The following is a 21295-nucleotide window of genomic DNA, read 5'->3' as shown; positions in this document are numbered from 1 at the left end:
CCACCGGGGCACCGCCGCGCCCGCCCGCACGCGCCCTACCGGCGGCCCCACGGGTCACTTAGGCTGCTGTGCGGTCGGCGGCGGCGCCCGCCGAGGCGCCGCCCGGCGCCCCGCCCGGCGCCGTGCACACCGTCGCCCGGCTCGGGCCGGGACCGCGGAGCCGGAAGGGGCGGCTCCCCGAGCCCGGTACGGAATCCCGCAAGGCGACGGCGCACCGCCTCCTTGATCCTGGTGACCTGTCGCGTCCGTGATCCGTCCGGCGATCCGCCCGGCGCCGCGAGACCGCCCGCGGCGCCGACGGGCCGTCAGCGGCGTGCGTACGCCGCCAACCGTCACAGTGGGGAGACCGCGCATGTCCAGCAGATCCCACAGACCCGCCTCGGGCCTCGACCGCCGCACGTTCCTCGCCGCCGCCGCGGCCGCGACCGGGGCTGCCGCCGTCGGCGGCCTCGGCATGGCGGGCGGCGCGGCCGCCGCCGCGCCCACCGGCCACGGCACCACCCTCGCATCCGTCGCCGCGCCCCGCGGCGCCGGCGGCTACCGGCGGCTCGGCGACGGCCCCGGCTGGCCCCGGCTGCTCCGCTCCGACCTGGCCACGACCAAGCGGGGCCGCACCGAGCGGCGCACCACGCTCGCCTCCTTCGTGCAGTTCACCGACATCCACCTCACCGACGTGCAGCACCCGCTGCGCTACGAGTTCTTCCGGGCCGGCGGCCCCGGAGCCTGGCGGCCGCACGAGGCGCTGACCCTGCCCGGCGTGGTCTCCCTCGTCGAGCGCGTCAACGCGCTGCGCCGCGGCCCGGAGACCGGGGAGCCGTTCGCCTTCGTCATCACCACCGGGGACAACGGCGACGAGAACGCGCGGATCGAGGTCGAGTGGTTCCTGACCGCCCTGAGCGGCGGCCGGCTCGATCCCAACACCGGTGACCCGGACGGCTACGAAGGCGTGCAGGACAGCGGGCTGCCGCTGTACTGGCACCCCGAGCGTGACCTGCGCGACCAGGACAAGCAGGTCGGCTACCCGCGCATCGACGGCTACCTCGACGCCGCCATGCGGAGGCTGAGCAGCCCGGGGCTGAACATCCCCTGGTACTCCACCTTCGGCAACCACGACCTGCTCTCCGGCGGCTGCTACCCGGCCGCCGGAACCTGGATCGGGGACGTCGCCGTCGGCTCGAAGAAGCTCCAGATCATCCCCGCCGAGCAGGCCAAGTGGCTGATGGAGGGGGAGGCGAAGGGCGTCGACCCCAAGGGCGACCGGATCAGGGCGGTGCTGCGCGAGCACCGCGCCGAGATGCGGACGGTCACCCCGGACGAGCGCCGGGCGCCGCTGACCGCCCGTCAGTACGCGGCCGCGCACCTCGACCCCCGCCACCGCGGCCGCGGACCCCTCGGCCACGGCTACACCCGCGAGAACCTCGAATCCGGCGACCTCTACTACACCTTCCGCGTCTCCGACGACGTCATCGGCGTCAGCCTGGACTCGACGGACCCCGGCGGCCACTACCAGGGCTCGCTCGGAACCTCGCAACTGCGGTGGCTGGAGCGGGTGCTGAGGCGGCACAGGGATGAGTACGCGCTGGTCTTCAGCCACCACGCCAGCTGGAGCATGGACAACTTCACCCCGGACCCCGCCCGCCCGGGCGAGAAGCGGCACGGCGGCGCGGAGCTGATCTCGGTCCTCCAGCGCCACAGCAACGTCCTGGCCTGGATCAACGGCCACAGCCACCGCAACCGGATCAGGCCGCGCGGCACCTTCTGGGAGATCTGCACCGCCTCGCACGTGGACTACCCGCAGCTGGCCCGCGCCATCGAGATCACGGACAACCGGGACGGCACCCTCTCCCTCTTCACCACCCTCATCGAGTCGGCCGCCCCCTACCGCACCGACTTCGAGGACCTCTCCCGCACCGGTCTGGCCTCCCTCTACCGGGAGTTGGGGTTCAACGCGCCCGGCGCCGACGCCACTCTCGCGGGCGATCCCAGCGACCGCAACACCGAACTGCTGCTGCCCCGCCGCTGACCCGCGCACCCGCAGCCCCTGACTGTACGTCATGAGTGTTCACGGTCAGGGGCGTTGCGGCACCGTCGCTTCAGTGGTCTCCTCCAGCGCGTCCGGCGCGGATACGGGCCGCCCCTCGCAGACGTCGACCATCACCCGCCAGCTGCGGAGGAAGTCGCGGCGGGCCGCGGGCGCGAGGAGGCCGAGCGCCTGGCGCAGCGGCTCCACGCGGGCGCGGGCGCAGCGCTCGACGAGGGGGCGGTGCGGCTCCTCGACGCTGACGATCGTCCGCCGCCGGTCGCGCTCGTCCTCCGTGCGGCGCACGAGCCCGCCGCGGCAGAGCTCGTTGACGAGCTGGCTGGTGGTGGTCGCGCCGAGGGCCATCCGCTCGGCCAGTTCCCCGACGGACGCCGGGCCCTCCAGCGCGAGCGAGACCAGCGGCGCCAGATGGCGGTTGGCGAGCCCGGCGCCGGAGAGGAGGGCGCGCAGCTCCTCGGGTACGTCCTCGTCCGGATCGCGTGCGCGCCGCAGGAAACGGGCCATCAGGCGCGTCAGCGCCTTGAGGTCGTCGTCTACGGTCGGCGCGCTCGCGGCGGGGCCGCCGGTGCGGCCGTCCGGGCCGTCTTCAGGGGTCAACTGGTAAGCCATGGCGTGAAGTTCAACATGTTCGGTGATCCGCCGCAAGGTGCTTCTAGGTTCAACCAAATCGTCGCCCCGTGACATACTGCCGACACCGCGCGCCACGCCCGCGACCTGGCACGACCGGCCCGACGACGCCGTCACGACACGAGGGGGACACCCGTCCATGACCCGCGCACTGATCATCGGAGGCGGTGTCGCCGGCCCCGTGGCCGCACTGGCGCTGCGCAAGGCAGGCATCGACTCCACGGTCTACGAGGCGTACCCGCGAGGCGCCGACGACGTGGGGGCCTTCCTCATGCTCTTCGCCAACGGGCTCGCCGCGCTGCGCAGCGCGGACGCCCTCGCGCCCGTGGCGGACCGTTCCTTTCCGGCCGAAAGCGTCGAGTTCTACAGCCGGACGGGCGAGCGGCTCGGCCGGCGCCCCCTGCGGGGCTCAGGGGAAGGCGGCCTCGCCCCGCGCACCATGACCAGGGCCGACCTGCACCGCGCCCTGAGCGACGAGGCGGAGCGGCAGTCGATACCCGTCGAGTACGGCAAGCGCCTCGTGGACGCCGCCACGACGGCGAGCGGCGGCGTCGCGGCGGTCTTCGACGACGGCAGCCGGGCCGAGGGCGACCTGCTCATCGGCGCCGATGGGCTGCACTCCCGCACCCGCACGCTGCTGGACGCGGCCGCGCCCGGCCCCCGGCACGCGGGCCAGAGCACCGTCTGCGGCCGCCTGGCGCACCACCCCGAGGCCGCGCCGCCCGGCACGTACCGCATGATCCTGGGGGACCGGGCGGTCTTCGGCTGCACCACGGCGCCCGGCGGCCCGACCTACTGGTTCGCCAACATCCCCGGCCAGGAGCTCTCGCGCGACGGGCTCGCCGCCGTCACCCCCGACCAGTGGCGGCAGCGCGTCGCCGACGTCTTCGCCGGGGACGACACGGCCGCCGCGGGGATCGTCGCGGCCACCGGCCCGGACATCGTCGCCTCCAACACCTACGACATCCCCTCCACCCCCGTCTGGCACAGCCGCTCCATGGTCATCATCGGCGACGCCGCCCACGCCACCGCGCCCAACGCCGCGCAGGGCGCCTCCCTGGCCATCGAGGACGCCGTCGTCCTCGCCCAGTGCCTGCGCGACCTGCCGGACACCCCGCGGGCGTTCGCCGCCTACGAACGGCTGCGCCGCGAGCGCGTCGAGCGGATCGTGGCCATGAGCGGACGCCTCGCCGCTCGCGATCCGCAGGCGGTGCCCGAGCGCACCCGCGACGCGCGCACCGCGCGGGCCCTCGACCGCGACGAGGGCCGGGGCGGCTCCGACTGGATCCGCGACTACCGCATCGACTGGGACGAGAAGGCCGGCTGAGCCGGGCGGGCCCCGCAGGCCGGACGGGAGGCCCGCGACAGCGCCCGGCGCCGAGTTGCCGCACGTGAGCGCTGCGGCACACTGGTGCACATGCCGGAGCTCCCGGAAGTCGAAGCCCTCGCCGGATACCTCGGCGAGCACCTGAAGGGCCGCACGGTCGCCACGGTGCTCCCGCTCGCGGTGAGCGTCCTCAAGACGTACGATCCGCCGCTCGGCGCCCTGGAAGGGCGGACCGTCACCGACGTACGCCGCCGGGGCAAGTTCCTGGACCTCACCGCGGACGGCGGAGCCGACGGACCGGCCGTGCACCTGGTGATCCATCTGGCCCGCGCGGGGTGGCTCCGCTGGCGCGAGGAGTTCCCCGCCGCGCCGCCCCGTCCCGGCAAGGGCCCGCTCGCCCTGCGGCTGCGCATCGACGGGCCGGACGGCGCGCCGGGCGCGGGCTTCGACCTCACCGAGGCCGGCACGCAGAAGCGGCTGGCCGTGTACTGCGTCCGCGAGCCGTCCGACGTGCCGGGCGTCGCCCGGCTGGGCCCGGACCCGCTCGATCCGGAGTTCACCCCCGAGGCGTTCGCCGCCCTGCTGCGCGGCGAACGCCGGCAGCTCAAGGGCGTGCTGCGGGACCAGAGCGTCATCGCCGGCATCGGCAACGCCTACTCGGACGAGATCCTGCACGCTGCCCGCATGTCCCCCTTCAAGCCGGCCGCGAACCTCACCGACGACGAGGCGCGGGCGCTGTACACGACGGTCGTCGACACCCTGAACCGGGCGGTCGAGCAGGCGCGCGGCCTCGCGGCGGGCGACGTGAAGGCCGGGAAGCGGGCGGGGATGCGGGTGCACGGCCGGACCGGGCAGCCCTGCCCGGTCTGCGGGGACACGGTGCGCGAGGTCTCGTACCGCGACTCCTCGCTCCAGTACTGCCCGACCTGTCAGACGGGCGGCAAGCCGCTCGCGGACCGGCGGCTCTCCCGGCTGCTCAAATAGCCGCCGGCCGGAGAAGCCCCGCTCCGCCCGGCCGCGTACCGGGCGCCGCCCTACTCGGCCGCCTCCCGTTCCCGCGCCTGCGCCTTGCCCAGTACCGACCGTTTGTAGGAGTAGCCGAAGTACACCACCAGACCGATCACGAACCACACCGCGAAGCGCACCCACGTCTGCCACGCGAGATAGGTGATCAGCCACAGCGACGCCGCCACCCCGATCAGCGGGACCACCGGCATGCCCGGCGCGCGGAACGTGCGCGGCAGCTCCGGCTGCTTGTAGCGCAGCACGATCACCGAGACGCACACCACCGCGAAGGCGAGCAGAATGCCGATGTTCGTCAGCTCCGCCGCCTCGCCGATCGGCAGGAACCCCGCGATCGCCGCCGACGCGAAGCCGACGATCCAGGTCACCCGTGTCGGGACGTGCCGCTTGGGGTGCGTCTTCGCGAACCACTTCGGCAGCAGCCCGTCGCGGCTCATGGCGAAGCCCACACGGGTCACTCCCAGCATGAAGGTGAACATCACGGTGAGGATGCCGATGATGGCGCCGGCCGCGATGACGTCCGCGAGTCCGCTCAGCCCCACGGACTTGAACGCCGTGGCGAATCCGCTCTCCTTGTCGATGTCCTTGTAGTTCTGCATTCCCGTCAGCACCAGGCAGACCAGGACGTACAGCACCATCGAGATGGCCAGCGAGTAGAGGATCGCCTTCGGCATATGGCGCTGGGCGTCCTTGGACTCCTCGGCCACCGTCGACATCGCGTCATAACCGAACACGGCGAAGAAGACCGTCGCCGCGCCCGTGAACGCGCCGCCGACGCCGAAGGGGAAGAACGGGCGGTAATTGCCGGTCTTGATATGGAAGAAGCCCACCGCGATGATCAAGATCACCACCAGGACCTTCAGCCCGACGACGACCGTCTCGAAGCGGGCCGCGTTCTTGATGCCGCGCGACAGCAGAAAGGCGATGAAGACGCAGAGTAACGCGGCGAACAGATCGACCCGGTGCCCGTCGCCGGTGCCGGGGGCGCCCAGCATCCAGTGCGGCAGCTCGGCGTCCATCTCCCCGAGCAGATAACTGATATAGCCGGAGATGCCGATCCCCACCACCGCGACGATCGCCGTGTACTCCAGCAGCAGATCCCAGCCGATGAACCAGCCGCCCAGCTCGCCGAGGACCGCGTAACCATAGGTGTAGGCGGACCCCGCCTTCGGGATGAGGCCCGCGAACTCCGCGTACGACAGCGCCGCCGCCGCGCTCGCCACCCCCGCGATCAGGAACGACACGAGCACGGCGGGCCCCGCCTTGCCGTTGGCGATCGTGCCCGCGAGGCTGAAGATGCCGGCGCCGATGAGGCCGCCGACGCCGATCGCCGTCAACTGCCATAGCCCGAGCGAGCGTTTGAGCTGCTCGCCCGGTTTTCCCTCCTCGATCTGCTCGATCGGTTTGCGGCGCAGTACGCCCTGTCCCATCCGTAGCCCGGCCATGGCCGTTCCTCTCCGTCGGAGCCGATGGCCGATCATCATGGCCGGGCCCGGACGCGTGCGGAAGATCTCGCACCGCGCCGCGTGGGAAGGTCAGTTCACCGCGGGCGGCGCGGCCGATGCCGAAGTCCCCCAGTCCGAGGGCGCGGAGCCGACGCCGAAGGACAGCGACCGGCCGCGCCGGATGTCCTCGGTCCGTACGTACGTCTTCCCGTACGGCGAGCCGTTCAGGCGCACCGACCGGATGTACCGGTCGTGGTCGTCGGTGCCCGGCGCGGTGATGGTGAACCGGCCGTGCGGGTACCAGCGGCGGTCCAGGCGCAGGTCGACGCGGTCGAAGAGGGGCGTGGACAGCCCCCAGGCGTCGGCGCCGGGCTGCACGGGGTAGACGCCGATGGCGGACAGCACCATCCACGCCGACATGGTGCCCAGATCGTCGTTGCCGGTCATGCCGTCCGGCGCGTCGGTGAAGAGGGTGAGCGCCGCGTGCACCACGTCGGTGGTCTGCCAGGGCCGGCCGGTGGAGAGATAGGTGTACGGGGCGATGGTGTCGGGTTCGTTCTGCGGGTTGTACTTGTCGGCGTTGTAGTAGTCGTACGGGCCGTTGACCCACACCTTGCGCGCCGTACCCGCCGGGTCCTTCAGCAGCTTGTCGTAGGCGAAGAAGGAGTCGAGGCGCTTGTTGGCGGCGTCCTTGCCGCCGATCAGCGACACCATGCCGGACAGGTCCTGCGGCACCAGCCACTGGTACTGCCACGCGGTGCCCTCGTGGAAGCCGACGCTCTTCGCCGGGTCGGCGGGGCCGGTGAACGCGCCGCCCGCGTCGCGGGCCCGGAAGAAGCCGGTGCCCGGGTCGAAGACGTTGCGGTAGTTCTGGGCGCGCTTCGCGTAGCGGGCGGCGTCCGCCGGATGCCCGAGCTCGCGGGCCATACGGGCGAGCATCGCGTCCGACAGCGCGTACTCCAGGGTCGCCGACGCGCCGTGGTCGAAGTCGGAGTCGCCGGGCTTCTGGTGCTTCCAGTCGGCGATGTAGGGGACGTAACCGTCCTTGATATAGCGGGCGTTGGCCTCCCGGCCCACGGCGGGGGAGTCTGCCGGCGGCACCCCGTCGGCGTTCTTCCTGAGCGCCCGGTACGCCTCTTCCTCATGGCCCGTCAGCAGCCCCTGCTGATAGGCGTTGGTGAGGTAGGGCGTCACCGGGTCGCCGGTCATGATGTTGGTCTCGACCGTGCCGTACCCCCACTTGGGCAGCCAGCCGCCCTCCGCGTCGACGCGCAGCACGGACAGCGCCATGTCCCGTGCCTCGCGCGGCGCGAGGAGCCCCAGCAGCTGCGCCTGGGTGCGGTAGGTGTCCCACAGGGACCAGTTCTGGTAGTAGGCGAACCCTCTGGCGCGGTGGATCTTCTGGTCCCAGCCGGTGTAGCGGCCGTCCACGTCGCTGCCGACGTTGGGCGCGAGGAAGGAGCGGTAGAGGGAGGAGTAGAAGGTGCGGCGCAGCGTCTCGCCGCCGCCCTGGGCCCGTACGCCCGCCAGCCGCCGCTCCCAGGCCGCGTCGGCGGCGCGGGCCGTACGGTCGAAGCCGCCGCTCTCGGCGCGCAGATTGCGCCGCGCGCCGGCCGCGTCGACATAGCTGACGGCGGTGGTGGCCTCCACCGTCCGGTCGCGGGTGGCGTCGAAGCGGAGGTACGCGCCGTTGCGCCCGGCGCCGGTGGAGCTCTTCGAACCGGCGGTGACCGTCCCGTCCCGCCAGGTGCCGTAGGCGGCGAAGGGCCGGTCGAAGCGGGTGACGGTGTACAGGGTGTACGGCCTGGTGCCCTGGCAGAAGCCGTGTCCGGTGATGGCGGTGCGCACGGTGCGCGCGTCGAGGATCTCCACGCTGGTGGAGTCCGTCTTGTGCAGCGACTGCCCGGCGTTGAGCAGGACGTTGGCCTTGTCGGTGGCGGGGAAGGTGTAGCGCTGGTGGCCGGTGCGCTTGCCGGCGGTGAGCTCGGCGGTGATGCCGCCGTAGGACTTCAGCCCGACGCGGTAGTAGCCGGGGCGGGCGCTCTCGTCGTCGTGGCCGAACTCGGCGGCGTAGCGGGCGTAGTCGGTCTCGGTGACCTCACCGGTGGTGGGCAGCGTCGGCAGGTCGCCGCCGAGGCCGCAGCCGACGCCCGAGAGGTGGACGGCGCTGAAGCCGCGGATACGGGTGTCCTTGTAGTCGTAGCCCGTGTTGTGCCCGGTGTCGGGGGAGAGCTGCACCATGCCGAAGGGCACGGAGGCGCCGGGGTAGGTGTTCCCCTCGTTGCGCGTACCGATGAAGGGGTTCACCAAGTCGGTGAGGCGCCCCGTGGTGTGCGTCTCGGCGCCCTGCGCGGGTACGGACAGGAGTCCGCCCAGCAGGGCCGCGCAGGCGAGGGCGGCGGCGCGGGCGCGCCGCCGCGGATGTGGGGTCCATTTCATCGCTCACGACCTTCACACGATCGGTGACATCGTTGTCAGGGCTGAGGCTGGCCCGGCCCGTACGCCCTGTCAAGGACGCGCCAAACAACGGGGTGCGCGCGTCCGCCGGAAGGCCCTGTCCGAACCGGTCCTTCCGCGCCCCGCCCACAGGGACGAGACTGACGCCCTGCCAGTCGATTCCCCTACCGTGAACAGAGGCGGACCACCATGCCGAACGGCGCGCAGACCCTGATCCGCGGCCTCGTCGACGCAGGCGTCGACGTGTGCTTCGCCAACCCCGGCACCTCGGAGATGCACTTCGTCGCGGCCCTCGACGACGTCCCGGAAATGCGCCCCGTCCTCTGCCTGTTCGAAGGCGTCGCCACCGGCGCCGCCGACGGCTACGCGCGCATGGCCGAGCGGCCCGCCTGCACCCTGCTCCACCTCGGCCCCGGCCTCGCCAACGGCCTCGCCAACCTGCACAACGCCCGCCGCGCCCGTACCCCCATCGTCAACCTCGTCGGCGACCACGCGCTGGGCCACAAGCCCCTCGACGCCCCGCTGGAGTCCGACATCGACGCGCTGGCCGGCAGCGTCTCCGGCTGGCTGCGCCGCACCCACGACGTCGCCGACCTCGGCACGGACGCGGCCGAGGCCGTCGCCGCGGCCGCCGAGGGGCAGATCGCCACGCTGATCGTGCCCGCCGACATCTCCTGGACGGAGGGCGGCAAGGCCGCGCCCACCGCACTCGGCGCGCGCTCCGGAGCCATCCCCTCCGACTTCGCGGCCGTCACCGCCGCGCTGACGTCCGGCGAGCCCGCCGCCATCCTCCTCGGCGGGGCCGCGACCCGCGGCGCGGAGCTGGAGGCCGCCGCCCGGATCGCGCGGGCGACCGGCGCGAAACTGCTCTGCGAGACCTTCCCGGCACGCCTGGAGCGCGGCGCGGGCGCCCCCGAGGTCGAGCGGCTCGCCTACCTCGCCGACGCCGCCTCCGCCCAGCTCGCCGGCGTGCGCCATCTGATCCTCATCGGGGCCGCCTCGCCCGTCACCTTCTTCGCCTACCCCGGCAAGCCCGGCGACCTGGTGCCGGAGGGGTGCCAGGTGCACCCGCTCGCGCCGACGCCGCAGCAGGCGGCGGCGGTGCTGCTGCCCTTGGCGCACCAGGTCGCGCCCGAGGCGGCCCCCGCGCTCGCCGCCGCCCGCAGGCCCGACCGCCCCACCGGCCCGCTCACCGCCGAGTCCGCCGCCGACGCCATCGGCGCGCTGCTCCCCGAGGACGCGATCGTCGTGGACGAGTCCAACACCTCCGGCCTCTGGCTGCCCGGCGCCACCGCGGGCGCGCCCCGCCACGACTGGCTGACCCTCACCGGCGGCGCCATCGGCCAGGGCATGCCCGTGGCGACCGGCGCGGCCGTGGCCTGCCCGCGGCGGCCGGTGCTCTGCCTGGAGTCCGACGGCAGCGCCATGTACACGATGCAGGCCCTGTGGACGCAGGCCCGCGAGAACCTCGACGTCACCACCGTCATCTTCGACAACCGCTCCTACGCGATCCTCAACCTGGAGCTCCAGCAGGTGGGCGCGGCGGCCGCCGGCGAGCGGGCCCGCGGCCTGCTGGACCTGTCCCGGCCCGAACTGGACTTCGTGGCCCTCGCCAACGGCATGGGCGTGCCCGCCGCGAAGGCCACCACCGCCGAGGAGTTCACCGCCCAGCTCGAACGCGCCCTCGCCGACCCCGGCCCGTACCTCATCGACTGCGTGGTGCCGCCCGTCGTCTGACGGAGGGGAACCCCTCGGCATCGGCCCGTACGGACGGAGGCCGCCGGTGCGTACTCTTCGGTACGGCCGCGAACGACGCGGCGAAGGACCGAGCATCGGAGCCGCCATATGCCGGACACCAAGCGCATTCTCTGCTTCGGGGACTCGCTCACCTGGGGCTGGGTCCCCGTGGCGGAGGGGGAGCTCTCCCGGCGCTACCCCTTCGAGGAGCGGTGGACGGGGGTCATGGCCGGCGCGCTCGGCGACGGGTACGAGATCGTGGAGGAGGGGCTCAGCGGCCGGACGACCACCGCCGACGACCCCATCGACCCCCGGCTCAACGGCTCCCGCTACCTGCCGTCCGCCCTCGCCAGCCATCTCCCGCTCGACCTCGTCGTCATCATGCTCGGCACCAACGACACGAAGGCGCACTTCGGCCGCACGCCCTACGACATCGCCACGGGCATGGCCGTGCTGCTGAGGCAGGTGGCCCACTCGGCGGGCGGCGTGGGCACGGGCTACCCCGCGCCCCGCCCCCTCGTCGTCGCGCCGCCGCGGCTCGGTGAGCTCACCGGCCCGTGGCGCAACGAGGTCTTCAGAGGCGGCGCGGAGAAGTCCGCCCGGCTCGCCGGCGTCTACCGCGCCCTGGCGGACGCCTCGGGCGCGGCCTTCGTCGACGCCGGGGAGTTCATCACCACCGACGGCAAGGACGGCATCCACTTCACCGCCGAGAACAACGAGGTCCTCGGCCGCGCCATGGCCGACGCGGTGTCCGCGCTGCTGTAGCCGCCCACGGCAAGAGGGCCGGACCCCGCCGGGGCCCGGCCCGCTCCGCGGATCGCTCAGCCGGACCCCTCCCACAGGCCCGCGTGCCTGCGGTGCGCGTCCGCCACGCCCTGGTTGAAGAACCGGTCGTAGTACTCCAGCTCCACATGGTGGGCCTGGAGCCAGACCCCCGGCACGTGGATCGCGTCCGTATGGGCGGGGAACCGGCCGTGCGTGTCGAAGATGTACGAGCAGATGTCGCGCGTGCACTCGACGACCCGCTCGTCGTACTCACTGGCCTCCGCCAGATAGCGCTGCCCGTAGTCCTCCTTGTAGATCCGGGCGAAGACGTCCTTGTCCGTGTACGTGCCGCCCGGACCGAACTTCGAGCGGATCACCGAGTCCACGGCCGCCGGCATCGACGCGTGGTACGGCGGGCAGGCGGCCTCGATCAGCCGCTCGCCGCCGCGCTCCAGGCCGACGGGGTGGGACCGGGTGTTCGCGTACTTGGGCAGCGGTACGTGCCAGCGCCAGATGTCCGCCAGCCGCCAGCGCGGGGTGACGAAGGAGAAGCCCAGCATCCGCCCGTACAGCCGGGAGAACTTCGGGTCGCCCAGCGCGATCTGCGGGTTGATCGAGGCGTGGATCCACGCGCCCAGCCCCATCGCGTCCGCGACGAGCATCAGGTTCTGGAGCAGCAGATCCGCCTCGATCTGGGTCCGCAGCGGGCCCAGCGCCCCCAACGGCAGCTTCAGGTCGCCGTTGAGGAAGCCGTTCTTGACCCACTTCTTGACGCCCGCCGGGCGGTAGAAGTTCCGGTCGTCGACCAGCGTGGGCCGCGCCCCGTCGGGCTGCGTCAGGAGGTACATCAGCCCGTTGATGTACTGGTGCGAGAGGTCCACGACGGGGAAGAAGACCGTGCTGCCCGGCAGGTTCGACAGGAACCGGTTGGAGTCGAGGTAGGCGGGGAAGTCCCGCAGGCCCTCGGCCACGTCGAGCCGCGAATCGAGCACCTTGACCTTCGCGAGGCGGGCCCGCTCGATCAGGTGCGCGGCGTCGAACGGCGCCTCCGGCGCGGGCGGCAGCCTGCGCAGGAAGTACGTACCGCTGTCGTCGATCATGAAGAAGTGGGTGCCCTGGGCGTTGTCCGGGCTGCCCGCCGCCCGGCCGGCCATGGTGAGGTTGGGCTTCGACATGATCGGCTTGCCGTCGCGCGGATCCTCGAACGGCCGGTCCGGCATGGTCAGCCCGGTGCAGCCGGTCAGCGCGATCAGCACCGCCTCCTCCAGCTCGCCCAGCGGCTCGGGCGCGTGGGGGGAGTGGTAGGTCATCGACCCGGCGGAGACGGACGCGCCCCGGCTCACCCGGTGCGTACGCCGCCGCCACACGGTCTCCAGCAGGGGCCGGACGAGCAGGTCGTCCAGCCCTTCGTGCGCTGCTGTGCTCATCGCCGTCCTCTCAGCCCTCGGCGCCGGGGCCCCGCGCCGGCTGGACCGGCCGCCAGGGGGCGAAGGCGGTGCCGTGCCGCGGCAGCATGGCCGCCAGCTCCGGGCAGTGCCGCAGGATGACCGAGTTCATCGAGCCCTGCTCCACCCAGTCCATGCCCAGCGGCGTATAGACCTCGGGCCGGTAGTCGACGGTCAGGAAGCGGTCGCTCTGCAGCCGCCGGGTGGCCATCAGGATGAAGATGCGGAACGCCGTGTCGCTGAACCCGAATCCGGTCGGCGGGTTCTCGGCGAACAGCCCGACCATCGTGTCGATCTCGTCGACCGAGCTGTACACCTCCTTGAGGCGCGCCACCGTCTGCGGGTCCTCGCTGAGCTCCTCGAACCGCCGGATGCGCTGCTTGCGCAGCCCGGCCCGGAAGTCGTTGTACCGCGGCACGCCGCGCCGCCGGGTCCGCACCAGGTCCACGACGGACAGGTCGATCACCTCGCCGTCGCGCTCGAAGCGCTGGAGCGCGCGCGGGAAGTTGTTGAGCGTGATCGCGCCGGGGTGGGCGATGCCGAAGGAGTACAGCGAGTCGGTGAGCCCCGTCTTGCGGGCCACGGACTCGGCCGCGACGCCCTGGATGTCGTTGAAGCCCAGCGTCTCCAGCCGCTGCCCGAAGTGGTGCTCGCGCATCTCGAAGTCGTCCGGGATCAGCGGGTGCATCCGGTAGACGGTGACGAAGTCCTCGGTGAGCGAGTACGGCACGTCGTTGTGGTCCGGCAGCGTCCGGGGGATGCCGGTCAGGGCGTGCGCGTCCAGCAGCCACAGGCCCAGCTTGCTGAGCCAGTTGTCGGGCGGGCCCTCCCAGTTGGTGTGCAGGCCGATGTCCAGGGCCTCGGTGGCGAGGATCGCCGGGGTCCACTCGATCGTGTGGATTTTGGCGATCAGCGCCGAGACCACCAGCCGCGCGGTCTGGTATATCCGCTCCTCGCTCATCGTCGGGTAGGCGTGCCGCAGCGCCCCGCAGACCGCGTTGTGCTCGCGGGCGAAGAGGGTGTGCATCATGCTCAGGCCCAGCCACCAGTTCTCGCTGAAGCCGGTGAGCGGGATGCCGTCGTGGCCGATGGGCAGGTGGCCCTCCTCCAGACGCAGCGTGGCGCCGCCGTCCGCGTCGCGCATGGAGCGCGCCGTCTCCTCGTTCTCGCCGTACACCTCGGACCCGTCCCACCAGTGCGAGGCGGTGTTGGAGAAGAGGATGGGCGGCTGGTTGCCGGGCTGCTCGACGCCCTGGTTGTCGGCGAAGCGCATCACGTTCTCGGGCGGCCCGCCGGGCGTGTTGTGCCAGTCGGGGCTGCCCGGCGGCAGCGCCACCTCGACGTTCCGCTTGCCCGCCGGGTAGCGCCGGTGGTTCACCCAGTCGTGCACCTGGAACTGGATCCAGGACGCGGCGAGGATGTTCAGCGAGGTCGCCGGCCGGAACTCCTCGCGGGTCAGCAGCTGCCGGCTCACGGTCACCGGGTTCGGGGTGTCGAAGAGGTCCGGGCGGTAGTCCGGCTTGAGGTTGCGGCCGAAGGACGCGCCGACCGCGCCCATCGTCGGCGCCGACAGGTCGTTGGACGTGCCGTCGTACGTACGCGTCGTACGCGCCTGCTCGTCGACGGGCGGCGGTACGGGCACGGCCTGCGGCGGCGCCTCGCGGACCTCCGTGTCGATCAGGTTGTACCGGCGCAGCGCCTGCCGCAGCGCGACCAGGTTGAGCAGGCTCAGCTGCAACGGCAGCTTGTGCCACGGCACGAACCGGTTCACCAGCCGGAACACGGCCCGTACGGGAACCCCGAGCACCACGTTGCGGCGCGGCTCCACCGTCATGAACCGCAGCCCCAGCCGGTGCGCGCTGCTCGCCTCGTACGCCACCTTGCGGGCCCGGTTCAGGTTGCCCAGCGGGCGGAACTCGTCCGTGGTGTACCAGGGGTTGAACGCCAGCTCCTCGACGCGCCGCGCCGCCGACCGGGCCTCGGCGGTGTCGATGTCCTGCGCGGGCAGCGTCAGCACCGCGACCGGCACCACCGCCGCCACGCTCTCCTTCCACTCCACCGCGCCGTTCTCGATGGGCGTGCGCCGCTCGTCCACGAACCGCTGCACGCACAGCTCGAAGGCGACGTCGCCGGAGGTCAGCCGCCGCGCCAGCTCGCGCCGCAGATAGCCGGGGTCGGCGTGGTCCGCCTTCGGCGCGGGCGGCGCGCCGGGGGCCGGGCGCAGTTGGTAGCGGACCGGGCCGGCCTCGCCCCACAGGATGGCGCCGCGGCTCCAGTACGTCTCCTGCGCGAGGCTGTCCACCGTGCGGCGGGTCGCCGCCTGCACATTGCGCCGCATCCGGTTCGCGGCCGTCAGCCCCACCGCCAGCGGCAGCTTCACCAGCAGCCCGAACGCCTTCTGGAGCGTGTTGCCGGCGCCCGCCATGGCCTTGGCGAAGGCCACGAACTCCCGTGCGTCGCGGGCGTGCGACACGGGGAAGTTCGTGGTCAGCAGGTCGTGGCTCTCCTCCGCCGACACCTCGACGCGCACGGCCGCGCCGCGCATGTCGCCGGTGGCGTCGTGCTGCGGTATGCCGCTCGCATTCGAGAGCCGTACCAGCGCCGGGTACTCGGCGCCGGGCTGGGCGAAGCCCGTCCGCAGCGGCGCGGGCAGGTCGTCGAGGAACCGCAGCCGCGCGTTCTCCAGCCCCAGCACCGCCTTGGCGTGGAAGGCCCGCTGCGGGTGCGCGGCCCCGCTCGTCTTCTTGTTCTTGAGCTGTACACGCATCAGCTCGCGGGCGAGCCGCTCGAAGACCAGCCGTTCGGCCTCGGGACTGCCGCCTTCGTAGTGTTCGTAGTGGTCGTGCTGCCCGGTGTCGGCCATGGGACGTGCCCTCCGTTGCGGGAGCAGGGGGCAGTGACGCTACTCGCGCGGATTCGCTTGCCACAGATGAGGTTTCGGGCCTCCTTGTGGATCTCGGCGGAGGGCGGCCGGGCCCCGGCCCGCCGCGGGAAGTCCCAGCTCGGCGGGGGCGGTCGCGCGACTGTGCGGGCGCCGGGGCCGGGCGGACGGGGACGTCCTACCCCAGCAGCCACACCAGGCCCGCACCCGATGGCCGGTGTTCGCGTCCGCCCCGGCCCGCCGGGGCCCGGCCCGCTCCGGACCGCCGCCCGGAGCCCTCCTCAGTACCCATGAATATTATCTCTGACCTGCACTTATTGATGCCGGGGTACCTGAGCAGTACGGTGGCCCCATGCCAGCCCTGAATGTGGACTTCCCCGACCAGGAGCTCCAGGAGATCCGGGAGATCGCCCAGGAGCGCGGGATGACGATGAAGGCCTTCGTCCGCGCGTCGACGGCCGATGCCATCGCGCACCACCGGGCGCTCAAGGAGGGCGCGGAGGTCTTCCGCCGGGTCTTCAACGACCCCGACCTCGCGGCCGCCATCGCCGAGGCCGGGATAGACGACGGTCCCACCGGCGCCTCCGGCCGGGCCGCCTGAATCCATGCTGCCGATCCTCCACATCGATGTCCGCTGGCTGCTCACGCAGCACGAGATCGCGCTCCCCGACCAGCCCGTGATCTCCGACTTCTCCGCCCTGGTCGCCGCCGTCGCCCGGCACCGCGTCGACCCGCCTCGCCTCGGCGTCGACTCCGACCCCGCCTGGCGCGCGGCGGCGCTCCTGCACACCCTCGTGCTGCTCAAGCCGCTGCCTGCGTACAACGTGCGGTTCGCGTGCGCGGTCACCATCTCCTATATGCACGCCTCGGGCGAAGGGCTCGACGATCCGTACGGCGAACTGGTCGAGCTCACCAAGGAACTGGCGGCCGGTGAGAGCGACGTCTTCGCGGCCGCCGACCGCATCCGCTCCTGGCGGCTGTGACGCGGGCTCTCAGTCCTCGGCGTCCGCCCCCGGCGGGGCCGGCGGCCACGCGTCCGTACGGAGCACCCCGAGCACGTACGCCTTCGCGACCAGCGCCGTCCGGTTGGGGACCCGCCAGCGGCGCGTGAGCCGGGTCAGGTGGTAGTTGACGCCGTCCACGGTCAGGCCGACCGCCTTGCCGACGGCGGCGGTCGTCGCGCCCGAGGCCACGAGCGCCAGCACGCGCGCCTCGACCTCGCTGACCTCCGGCGGAGCGGGCTGCGGCGGCTCGGGGGCCGTCTGGAGGACCGCGAGGAGCAGCGGATAGCCCGTCGGGGACGGCTCGCCCACCGGGTCCACCATCAGTTCGCCCGCGCGCTCCGCCCCGCCCGCGGCGCCCGAGCGCCAGCGCACCGCCAGCGGATAGCGCGACCGGCTGCCCCGCCGTATCGCCTCGATGACCCGGTCGAGTTGGGCGGGGGAGCGGGGCCGCAGCAGCTCCAGCAGGTCGCGCCCCGGCAGCCGGCCGGGGACCGTGCCCCACTCGGCGGCCATCGCCCGGTTGGCGAGGACGACCAGGCCGTTCGCCTGGCACACCGCGATCGGCAGGGGGACGCGGTCGAGCAGCAGGATGAAGTGGTTGCGCCAGACGACGGGCGACTCGTGCCCGCCCGAGTACGGCTCGTGCCCGTACACGCCAACCGCCCCTTCCCGCACCGCCGAAGACGCCCGGACGCCCGGCACAAGACCGGAACGTCAAAATCCACTGCACAATCATGCAGTGCGGCGGCGCGCGGCGGCCGAGCGGGGTGGCCAGGCTTGAGACATGAGCAATGTGACCATCGCGCACAGTGACACGGGTACCGCCGCGGACATTCCGCAGGTGGACGTCACCGACACGCCGAGCGACACCCCCATACAGCAGGCCATGGAGCTGGCCCGGCAGTACGGCCCCGTCTTCCGGCGCGTCCGGCACGGGCACGGCGTCCTCTTCGTCTCCGGGCTGGACCTGGTCGCCGAACTCGCCGACGAGGAGCGGTTCGCCAAGGGCATCGGGCCGGGGCTGGAGAACGTACGCGAGTTCGCCTCCGACGGGCTGTTCACCGCCTACAACGACGAGCCCAACTGGGCCAAGGCGCACGACATCCTGATGCCCGCCTTCGCGCTGGGCTCCATGCGCGCCTACCACCCCGCCATGCTCCGTGTCGCGCGCCGCATGATCCGCAGTTGGGACGGCCGCCTCGCACGGGGCGCCGCCGTCGAGGTCGCCGAGGACATGACGCGGATGACGCTCGACACCATCGGCCTCGCCGGATTCGGCTACGACTTCGAGTCGTTCGCCCGCGACGAGCCGCACCCCTTCGTCGGGGCCATGGTCCGCTGCCTGGAGTGGAGCATGCGCAAGCTCGGCCGCGCGCCGGACGGCGACTACGCGGCCGAGGACCGGGCGTTCCGGGACGACGCCGGCTTCCTCGCGGGCGTCGTCGACGAGGTCATCGCCGCCCGTACGGCCTCCGGCGACACCTCCACGGACGACCTGCTGGGCCTCATGCTCAGCGCCCCGCACCCCGCCGACGGCACCACCCTGGACCTCGCCAACATCCGCAACCAGGTCATCACCTTCCTCATCGCCGGCCACGAGACCACCTCCGGCGCCCTCTCCTTCGCCCTCTACCACCTGCTCAAGGACCCCGTGTCGCTGCGCCTCGTGCAGCGCGAGGCCGACGAACTGTGGGGCGACGCGGACGAGCCCGACCCGGCCTTCGAGGACATCGGGCGGCTGCGCTTCACCCGGCAGGTGCTCAACGAGGCGCTGCGGCTGTGGCCCACGGCCTCCGCCTTCGGCCGCGCGCCCCGCGAGGACACCCTCCTCGGCGGCCGGTACCCGCTGCGCGCGGGGGAGACCGTCACGGTGCTCGCCCCGATGCTCCACCGCGACCCCAGCTGGGGCGACAATCCCGAGCTGTTCGACCCCACCCGGTTCTCGCCGGAGGCTGAGGCCGCCCGCTCGCCGCACGCGTACAAGCCCTTCGGCACCGGTGAACGCGCCTGCATCGGGAGGCAGTTCGCGCTGCACGAGGCCACCATGCTGCTGGCGCTCCTCGCCCACCGCTACCGCTTCACCGACCACGCCGACTACCGGCTGAGCATCAAGGAGACGCTCACCCTCAAGCCCGACGGCTTCACCGTGAAGCTCGCCGCCCGCACCCCCGCCGACCGCGCCGCGGCCCGCGGCGGCCTCCCGGCGGGCGGCGGCGAACAGCCCCGCGCGGAGACCGGGGCCGGCGCCGCGAGCGGCCTGCCGACCCGCGCCCGGCAGGGCGCCGGGCTGCTCCTGCTGCACGGCACCAACTACGGCACCTGCCGCGACTACGCGCAGCGCCTCGCCGACGCCGCCGCCGACCTCGGCTTCGCACCCGCCGTCGCCCCGCTCGACGCCCACGCCGGCGCGCTCCCCGCCGACCGGCCCGTCGTCATCGTCGCCGCCTCCTACAACGGCCGGCCCACCGACGACGCCGCGCGCTTCGCCGCGTGGGCCGAGAGCGCCGAGGACGGCGCGGCCGACGGCGTGGCCTACGCCGTGCTCGGCGTCGGCGACCGCAACTGGGCCGCCACCTACCAGCGCGTCCCCACCCTCCTCGACGACCGCCTCGCGGCCCTCGGCGGCGCCCGGCTCCTGCCGCGCGCCGAGGCCGACGCCTCCGGCGACCTCGGCGGCGCGGTCAAGGAGTTCGCCGCGGCCCTGCGCGACACCCTGCTGGAGCGGTACGGCGACCCCGCCTCCATCGGCGCCGCCGCCGACCCGCGCGCCGACGAGCCCGCCTACGCCGTCACCGAGGTGACCGGAGACCCGCTGGACGCCCTCGCCGCGCGCCATGGACTGGTCCCCATGACCGTCACCGAGGCGTACGACCTCACCGACGCCGCGCACCCGCGCACCAAGCGGTTCCTGCGCCTCGAACTCCCCGCCGGGACCGAGTACCGCACCGCCGACCACCTCGCCGTGCTCCCCGCCAACGACCCGGCGCTCGTCGCCCGCGCCGCGGCCGTCCTCGGCGCGGACCCCGAGACCGTACTGTCCGTGCACGCCCGCCGCCCCGGCCGCGAAACCCTGCCCGCGGACCGCCCGCTGACGGTACGTCAACTGCTGACCCGCTACGTCGAGCTCCAGGACCGGCCCACCGCCGAACAGCGGGCCGCCCTCGCCGAGCACAACCCCTGCCCGCCGGAACAGGCCGCGCTCCGCGCGCTCGGCGACGACGACCCGCGCACCCTCATCGACCTCGTCGAGGACCACCCCGCGCTGCGCGGCGCCCTGCCCTGGCCGGTCCTGCTGGAGCTGCTGCCCCCGATGCGGACCCGCCACTACTCCATCTCCTCCGCACCCGCCGACGACCCCCGCCACGCCGACCTGATGGTCTCCCTGCTGCACGCCCCGGCCCGCTCCGGCCGCGGCGACCACCGCGGCACCGGCTCCGGCCACCTCAACGCGCTGCGCCCCGGCGACACCGTCCTCGCCCGTGTCCAGCCCTGCCGCGAGGCGTTCCGCATCGACCACGACGCCCGGACCCCCGTCATCATGGTCGCCGCCGGCACCGGCCTCGCCCCCTTCCGCGGCGCCGTCGCCGACCGTCGGCGCCGCGCCGCGACCGCCCCGGCCCTCCTCTACTTCGGCTGCGACGCGCCCGACGCGGACTTCCTGCACGCGGACGAGCTCCGCGCCGCCGAAGCGGCCGGGGCGCTCTCGCTGCGCCCCGTCTTCAGCGCCCGCCCCCAGGACGGCCACCGCTATGTGCAGCACCGCATCGCCGCCGAGGGCGCGGAGCTGTGGGACCTGCTGGAGGCGGGGGCCACGGTGTACGTGTGCGGCGACGGCAGCCGCATGGCGCCCGGCGTGCGCGACGCCTTCCGTGACCTGTACGCCGAGCGTACGGGCGCGGGCCGGGCGGCGTCGGACACCTGGCTGCGCGAGCTGACGACCGCCGGACGCTATGTGGAGGACGTCTACGCGGCGGGCTGAGGGCGTCTCCGCGGCCGAGGACGGCTACGCGGCGGGCCGGCCGCCGGGCCTGTCCCACCACTGGGGCGGCAGATGCAGCACCACGAGCGTGAAGCCCGCCAGGATGAAGTTCCGTCCGGCGGGCTCCAGCCCGTTCCACTTCGATGACTGCCACATCGCGAACCACTCCCCGCCGATCGCGATGAACCCCGCCCCGAAGAGCAGCATCAGCATCAGGAGCCCCAGGGTGCTCAGCCGCCGGGCGTGGACGAAGCCGCCGCGCCACAGCCCGCGCACCCACAGCGCCGTGCCGGCCACGAGGACGAGGGCGGCCAGCGTCTCCCAGGCGATGATGGCGATATAGGCGATGTCCTGCACGGTGCGCGAGTCGATCGCCCGCCACATCAGGTCGTCGTCCTTGAAGGTGGTGTCCATCGCCAGGACATGCCGCACGAAGTCGCGATTGGTGTCGAAGTCGGTGATATTGCCGAAGGCGACGAGCGCGATGTAGAGCGCCAGCGTGCCCGTGAGCACCGTCGCCGCGACGGGCAGCGTGCCGAGCCGCCCGAGTCTCTTGATGACCAT

General features: G+C 73.1%; 15 protein-coding genes. 8 read left to right on the top strand and 7 right to left on the bottom strand.

Annotation, left to right across the window (positions count from 1 at the left end):
• Window positions 1-352 precede the first annotated feature (352 nt).
• Complete coding sequence (locus AB0I49_RS33065) at window positions 353-2023, top strand: TIGR03767 family metallophosphoesterase (protein WP_363230868.1); 1671 nt, start codon at window positions 353-355, stop codon at window positions 2021-2023.
• A gap of 45 nt (window positions 2024-2068) precedes the next feature.
• Here the strand turns inward: AB0I49_RS33065 and AB0I49_RS33060 are convergent, their stop codons facing one another.
• Window positions 2069-2650: a MarR family winged helix-turn-helix transcriptional regulator gene (locus AB0I49_RS33060; RefSeq protein WP_363230867.1), complete on the bottom strand. Its 582-nt coding sequence runs from the start codon at window positions 2648-2650 to the stop codon at window positions 2069-2071.
• 157 nt (window positions 2651-2807) lie between these two features.
• Between AB0I49_RS33060 and AB0I49_RS33055 the strand changes: the two genes are divergently transcribed.
• Entirely contained in the window at window positions 2808-3995 is a 1188-nt protein-coding gene (locus AB0I49_RS33055; RefSeq protein ID WP_363230866.1) for an FAD-dependent monooxygenase, read from the top strand.
• Window positions 3996-4085: 90 nt separating this feature from the next.
• Window positions 4086-4979, top strand: coding sequence for a DNA-formamidopyrimidine glycosylase family protein (locus tag AB0I49_RS33050; protein ID WP_363230865.1), 894 nt, complete (start codon window positions 4086-4088; stop codon window positions 4977-4979).
• A gap of 50 nt (window positions 4980-5029) precedes the next feature.
• Here AB0I49_RS33050 and AB0I49_RS33045 read toward each other — a convergent pair whose 3' ends face one another.
• Both AB0I49_RS33045 and AB0I49_RS33040 read right to left on the bottom strand, forming a co-directional pair.
• The gene (locus AB0I49_RS33045; protein ID WP_363230864.1) at window positions 5030-6463 is read right to left on the bottom strand and encodes an amino acid permease; all 1434 of its coding nucleotides are present in this window, start codon (window positions 6461-6463) and stop codon (window positions 5030-5032) included.
• Window positions 6464-6553: 90 nt separating this feature from the next.
• Window positions 6554-8902, bottom strand: a complete 2349-nt coding sequence (locus AB0I49_RS33040) for a GH92 family glycosyl hydrolase (protein WP_363230863.1) — start codon at window positions 8900-8902, stop codon at window positions 6554-6556.
• Window positions 8903-9109: 207 nt separating this feature from the next.
• Between AB0I49_RS33040 and AB0I49_RS33035 the strand changes: the two genes are divergently transcribed.
• Window positions 9110-10657 carry an acetolactate synthase large subunit gene (locus AB0I49_RS33035; protein WP_363230862.1) on the top strand — a complete coding sequence of 516 codons (1548 nt, stop codon included), beginning with the start codon at window positions 9110-9112 and terminating at the stop codon, window positions 10655-10657.
• A 108-nt stretch (window positions 10658-10765) separates the two neighbouring features.
• Entirely contained in the window at window positions 10766-11422 is a 657-nt protein-coding gene (locus tag AB0I49_RS33030; RefSeq protein ID WP_363230861.1) for an SGNH/GDSL hydrolase family protein, read from the top strand.
• Window positions 11423-11478: 56 nt separating this feature from the next.
• Here the strand turns inward: AB0I49_RS33030 and AB0I49_RS33025 are convergent, their stop codons facing one another.
• Together AB0I49_RS33025 and AB0I49_RS33020 are read right to left on the bottom strand one after the other, a co-directional pair.
• Window positions 11479-12849 carry a hypothetical protein gene (locus AB0I49_RS33025; protein ID WP_363230860.1) on the bottom strand — a complete coding sequence of 457 codons (1371 nt, stop codon included), beginning with the start codon at window positions 12847-12849 and terminating at the stop codon, window positions 11479-11481.
• A 10-nt stretch (window positions 12850-12859) separates the two neighbouring features.
• Window positions 12860-15730 carry a peroxidase family protein gene (locus AB0I49_RS33020; RefSeq protein WP_363230859.1) on the bottom strand — a complete coding sequence of 957 codons (2871 nt, stop codon included), beginning with the start codon at window positions 15728-15730 and terminating at the stop codon, window positions 12860-12862.
• Window positions 15731-16100: 370 nt separating this feature from the next.
• Between AB0I49_RS33020 and AB0I49_RS33015 the strand changes: the two genes are divergently transcribed.
• Window positions 16101-16349 (top strand): hypothetical protein, encoded by a 249-nt coding sequence (locus tag AB0I49_RS33015; protein WP_363230858.1) that lies wholly within the window; start codon window positions 16101-16103, stop codon window positions 16347-16349.
• 4 nt (window positions 16350-16353) lie between these two features.
• Window positions 16354-16731: a toxin Doc gene (locus AB0I49_RS33010; protein ID WP_363230857.1), complete on the top strand. Its 378-nt coding sequence runs from the start codon at window positions 16354-16356 to the stop codon at window positions 16729-16731.
• Between the two features lie 9 nt (window positions 16732-16740).
• Here the strand turns inward: AB0I49_RS33010 and AB0I49_RS33005 are convergent, their stop codons facing one another.
• Entirely contained in the window at window positions 16741-17406 is a 666-nt protein-coding gene (locus tag AB0I49_RS33005) for a LuxR C-terminal-related transcriptional regulator (protein ID WP_363230856.1), read from the bottom strand.
• 130 nt (window positions 17407-17536) lie between these two features.
• Between AB0I49_RS33005 and AB0I49_RS33000 the strand changes: the two genes are divergently transcribed.
• Window positions 17537-20731: a cytochrome P450 gene (locus AB0I49_RS33000; protein ID WP_363230855.1), complete on the top strand. Its 3195-nt coding sequence runs from the start codon at window positions 17537-17539 to the stop codon at window positions 20729-20731.
• Window positions 20732-20755: 24 nt separating this feature from the next.
• On the opposite strand, the gene AB0I49_RS32995 is transcribed toward AB0I49_RS33000, so the two are convergent.
• Window positions 20756-21295, bottom strand: a complete 540-nt coding sequence (locus AB0I49_RS32995) for a DUF2165 domain-containing protein (protein ID WP_363230854.1) — start codon at window positions 21293-21295, stop codon at window positions 20756-20758.

The organism is Streptomyces sp. NPDC050617, from assembly GCF_040654795.1.
In the GTDB taxonomy this organism is placed as follows: Bacteria; Actinomycetota; Actinomycetes; order Streptomycetales; family Streptomycetaceae; genus Streptomyces.
Note: the sequence above shows the minus strand (reverse complement) of the source record. Positions and strands in the feature narration are given on the sequence as shown.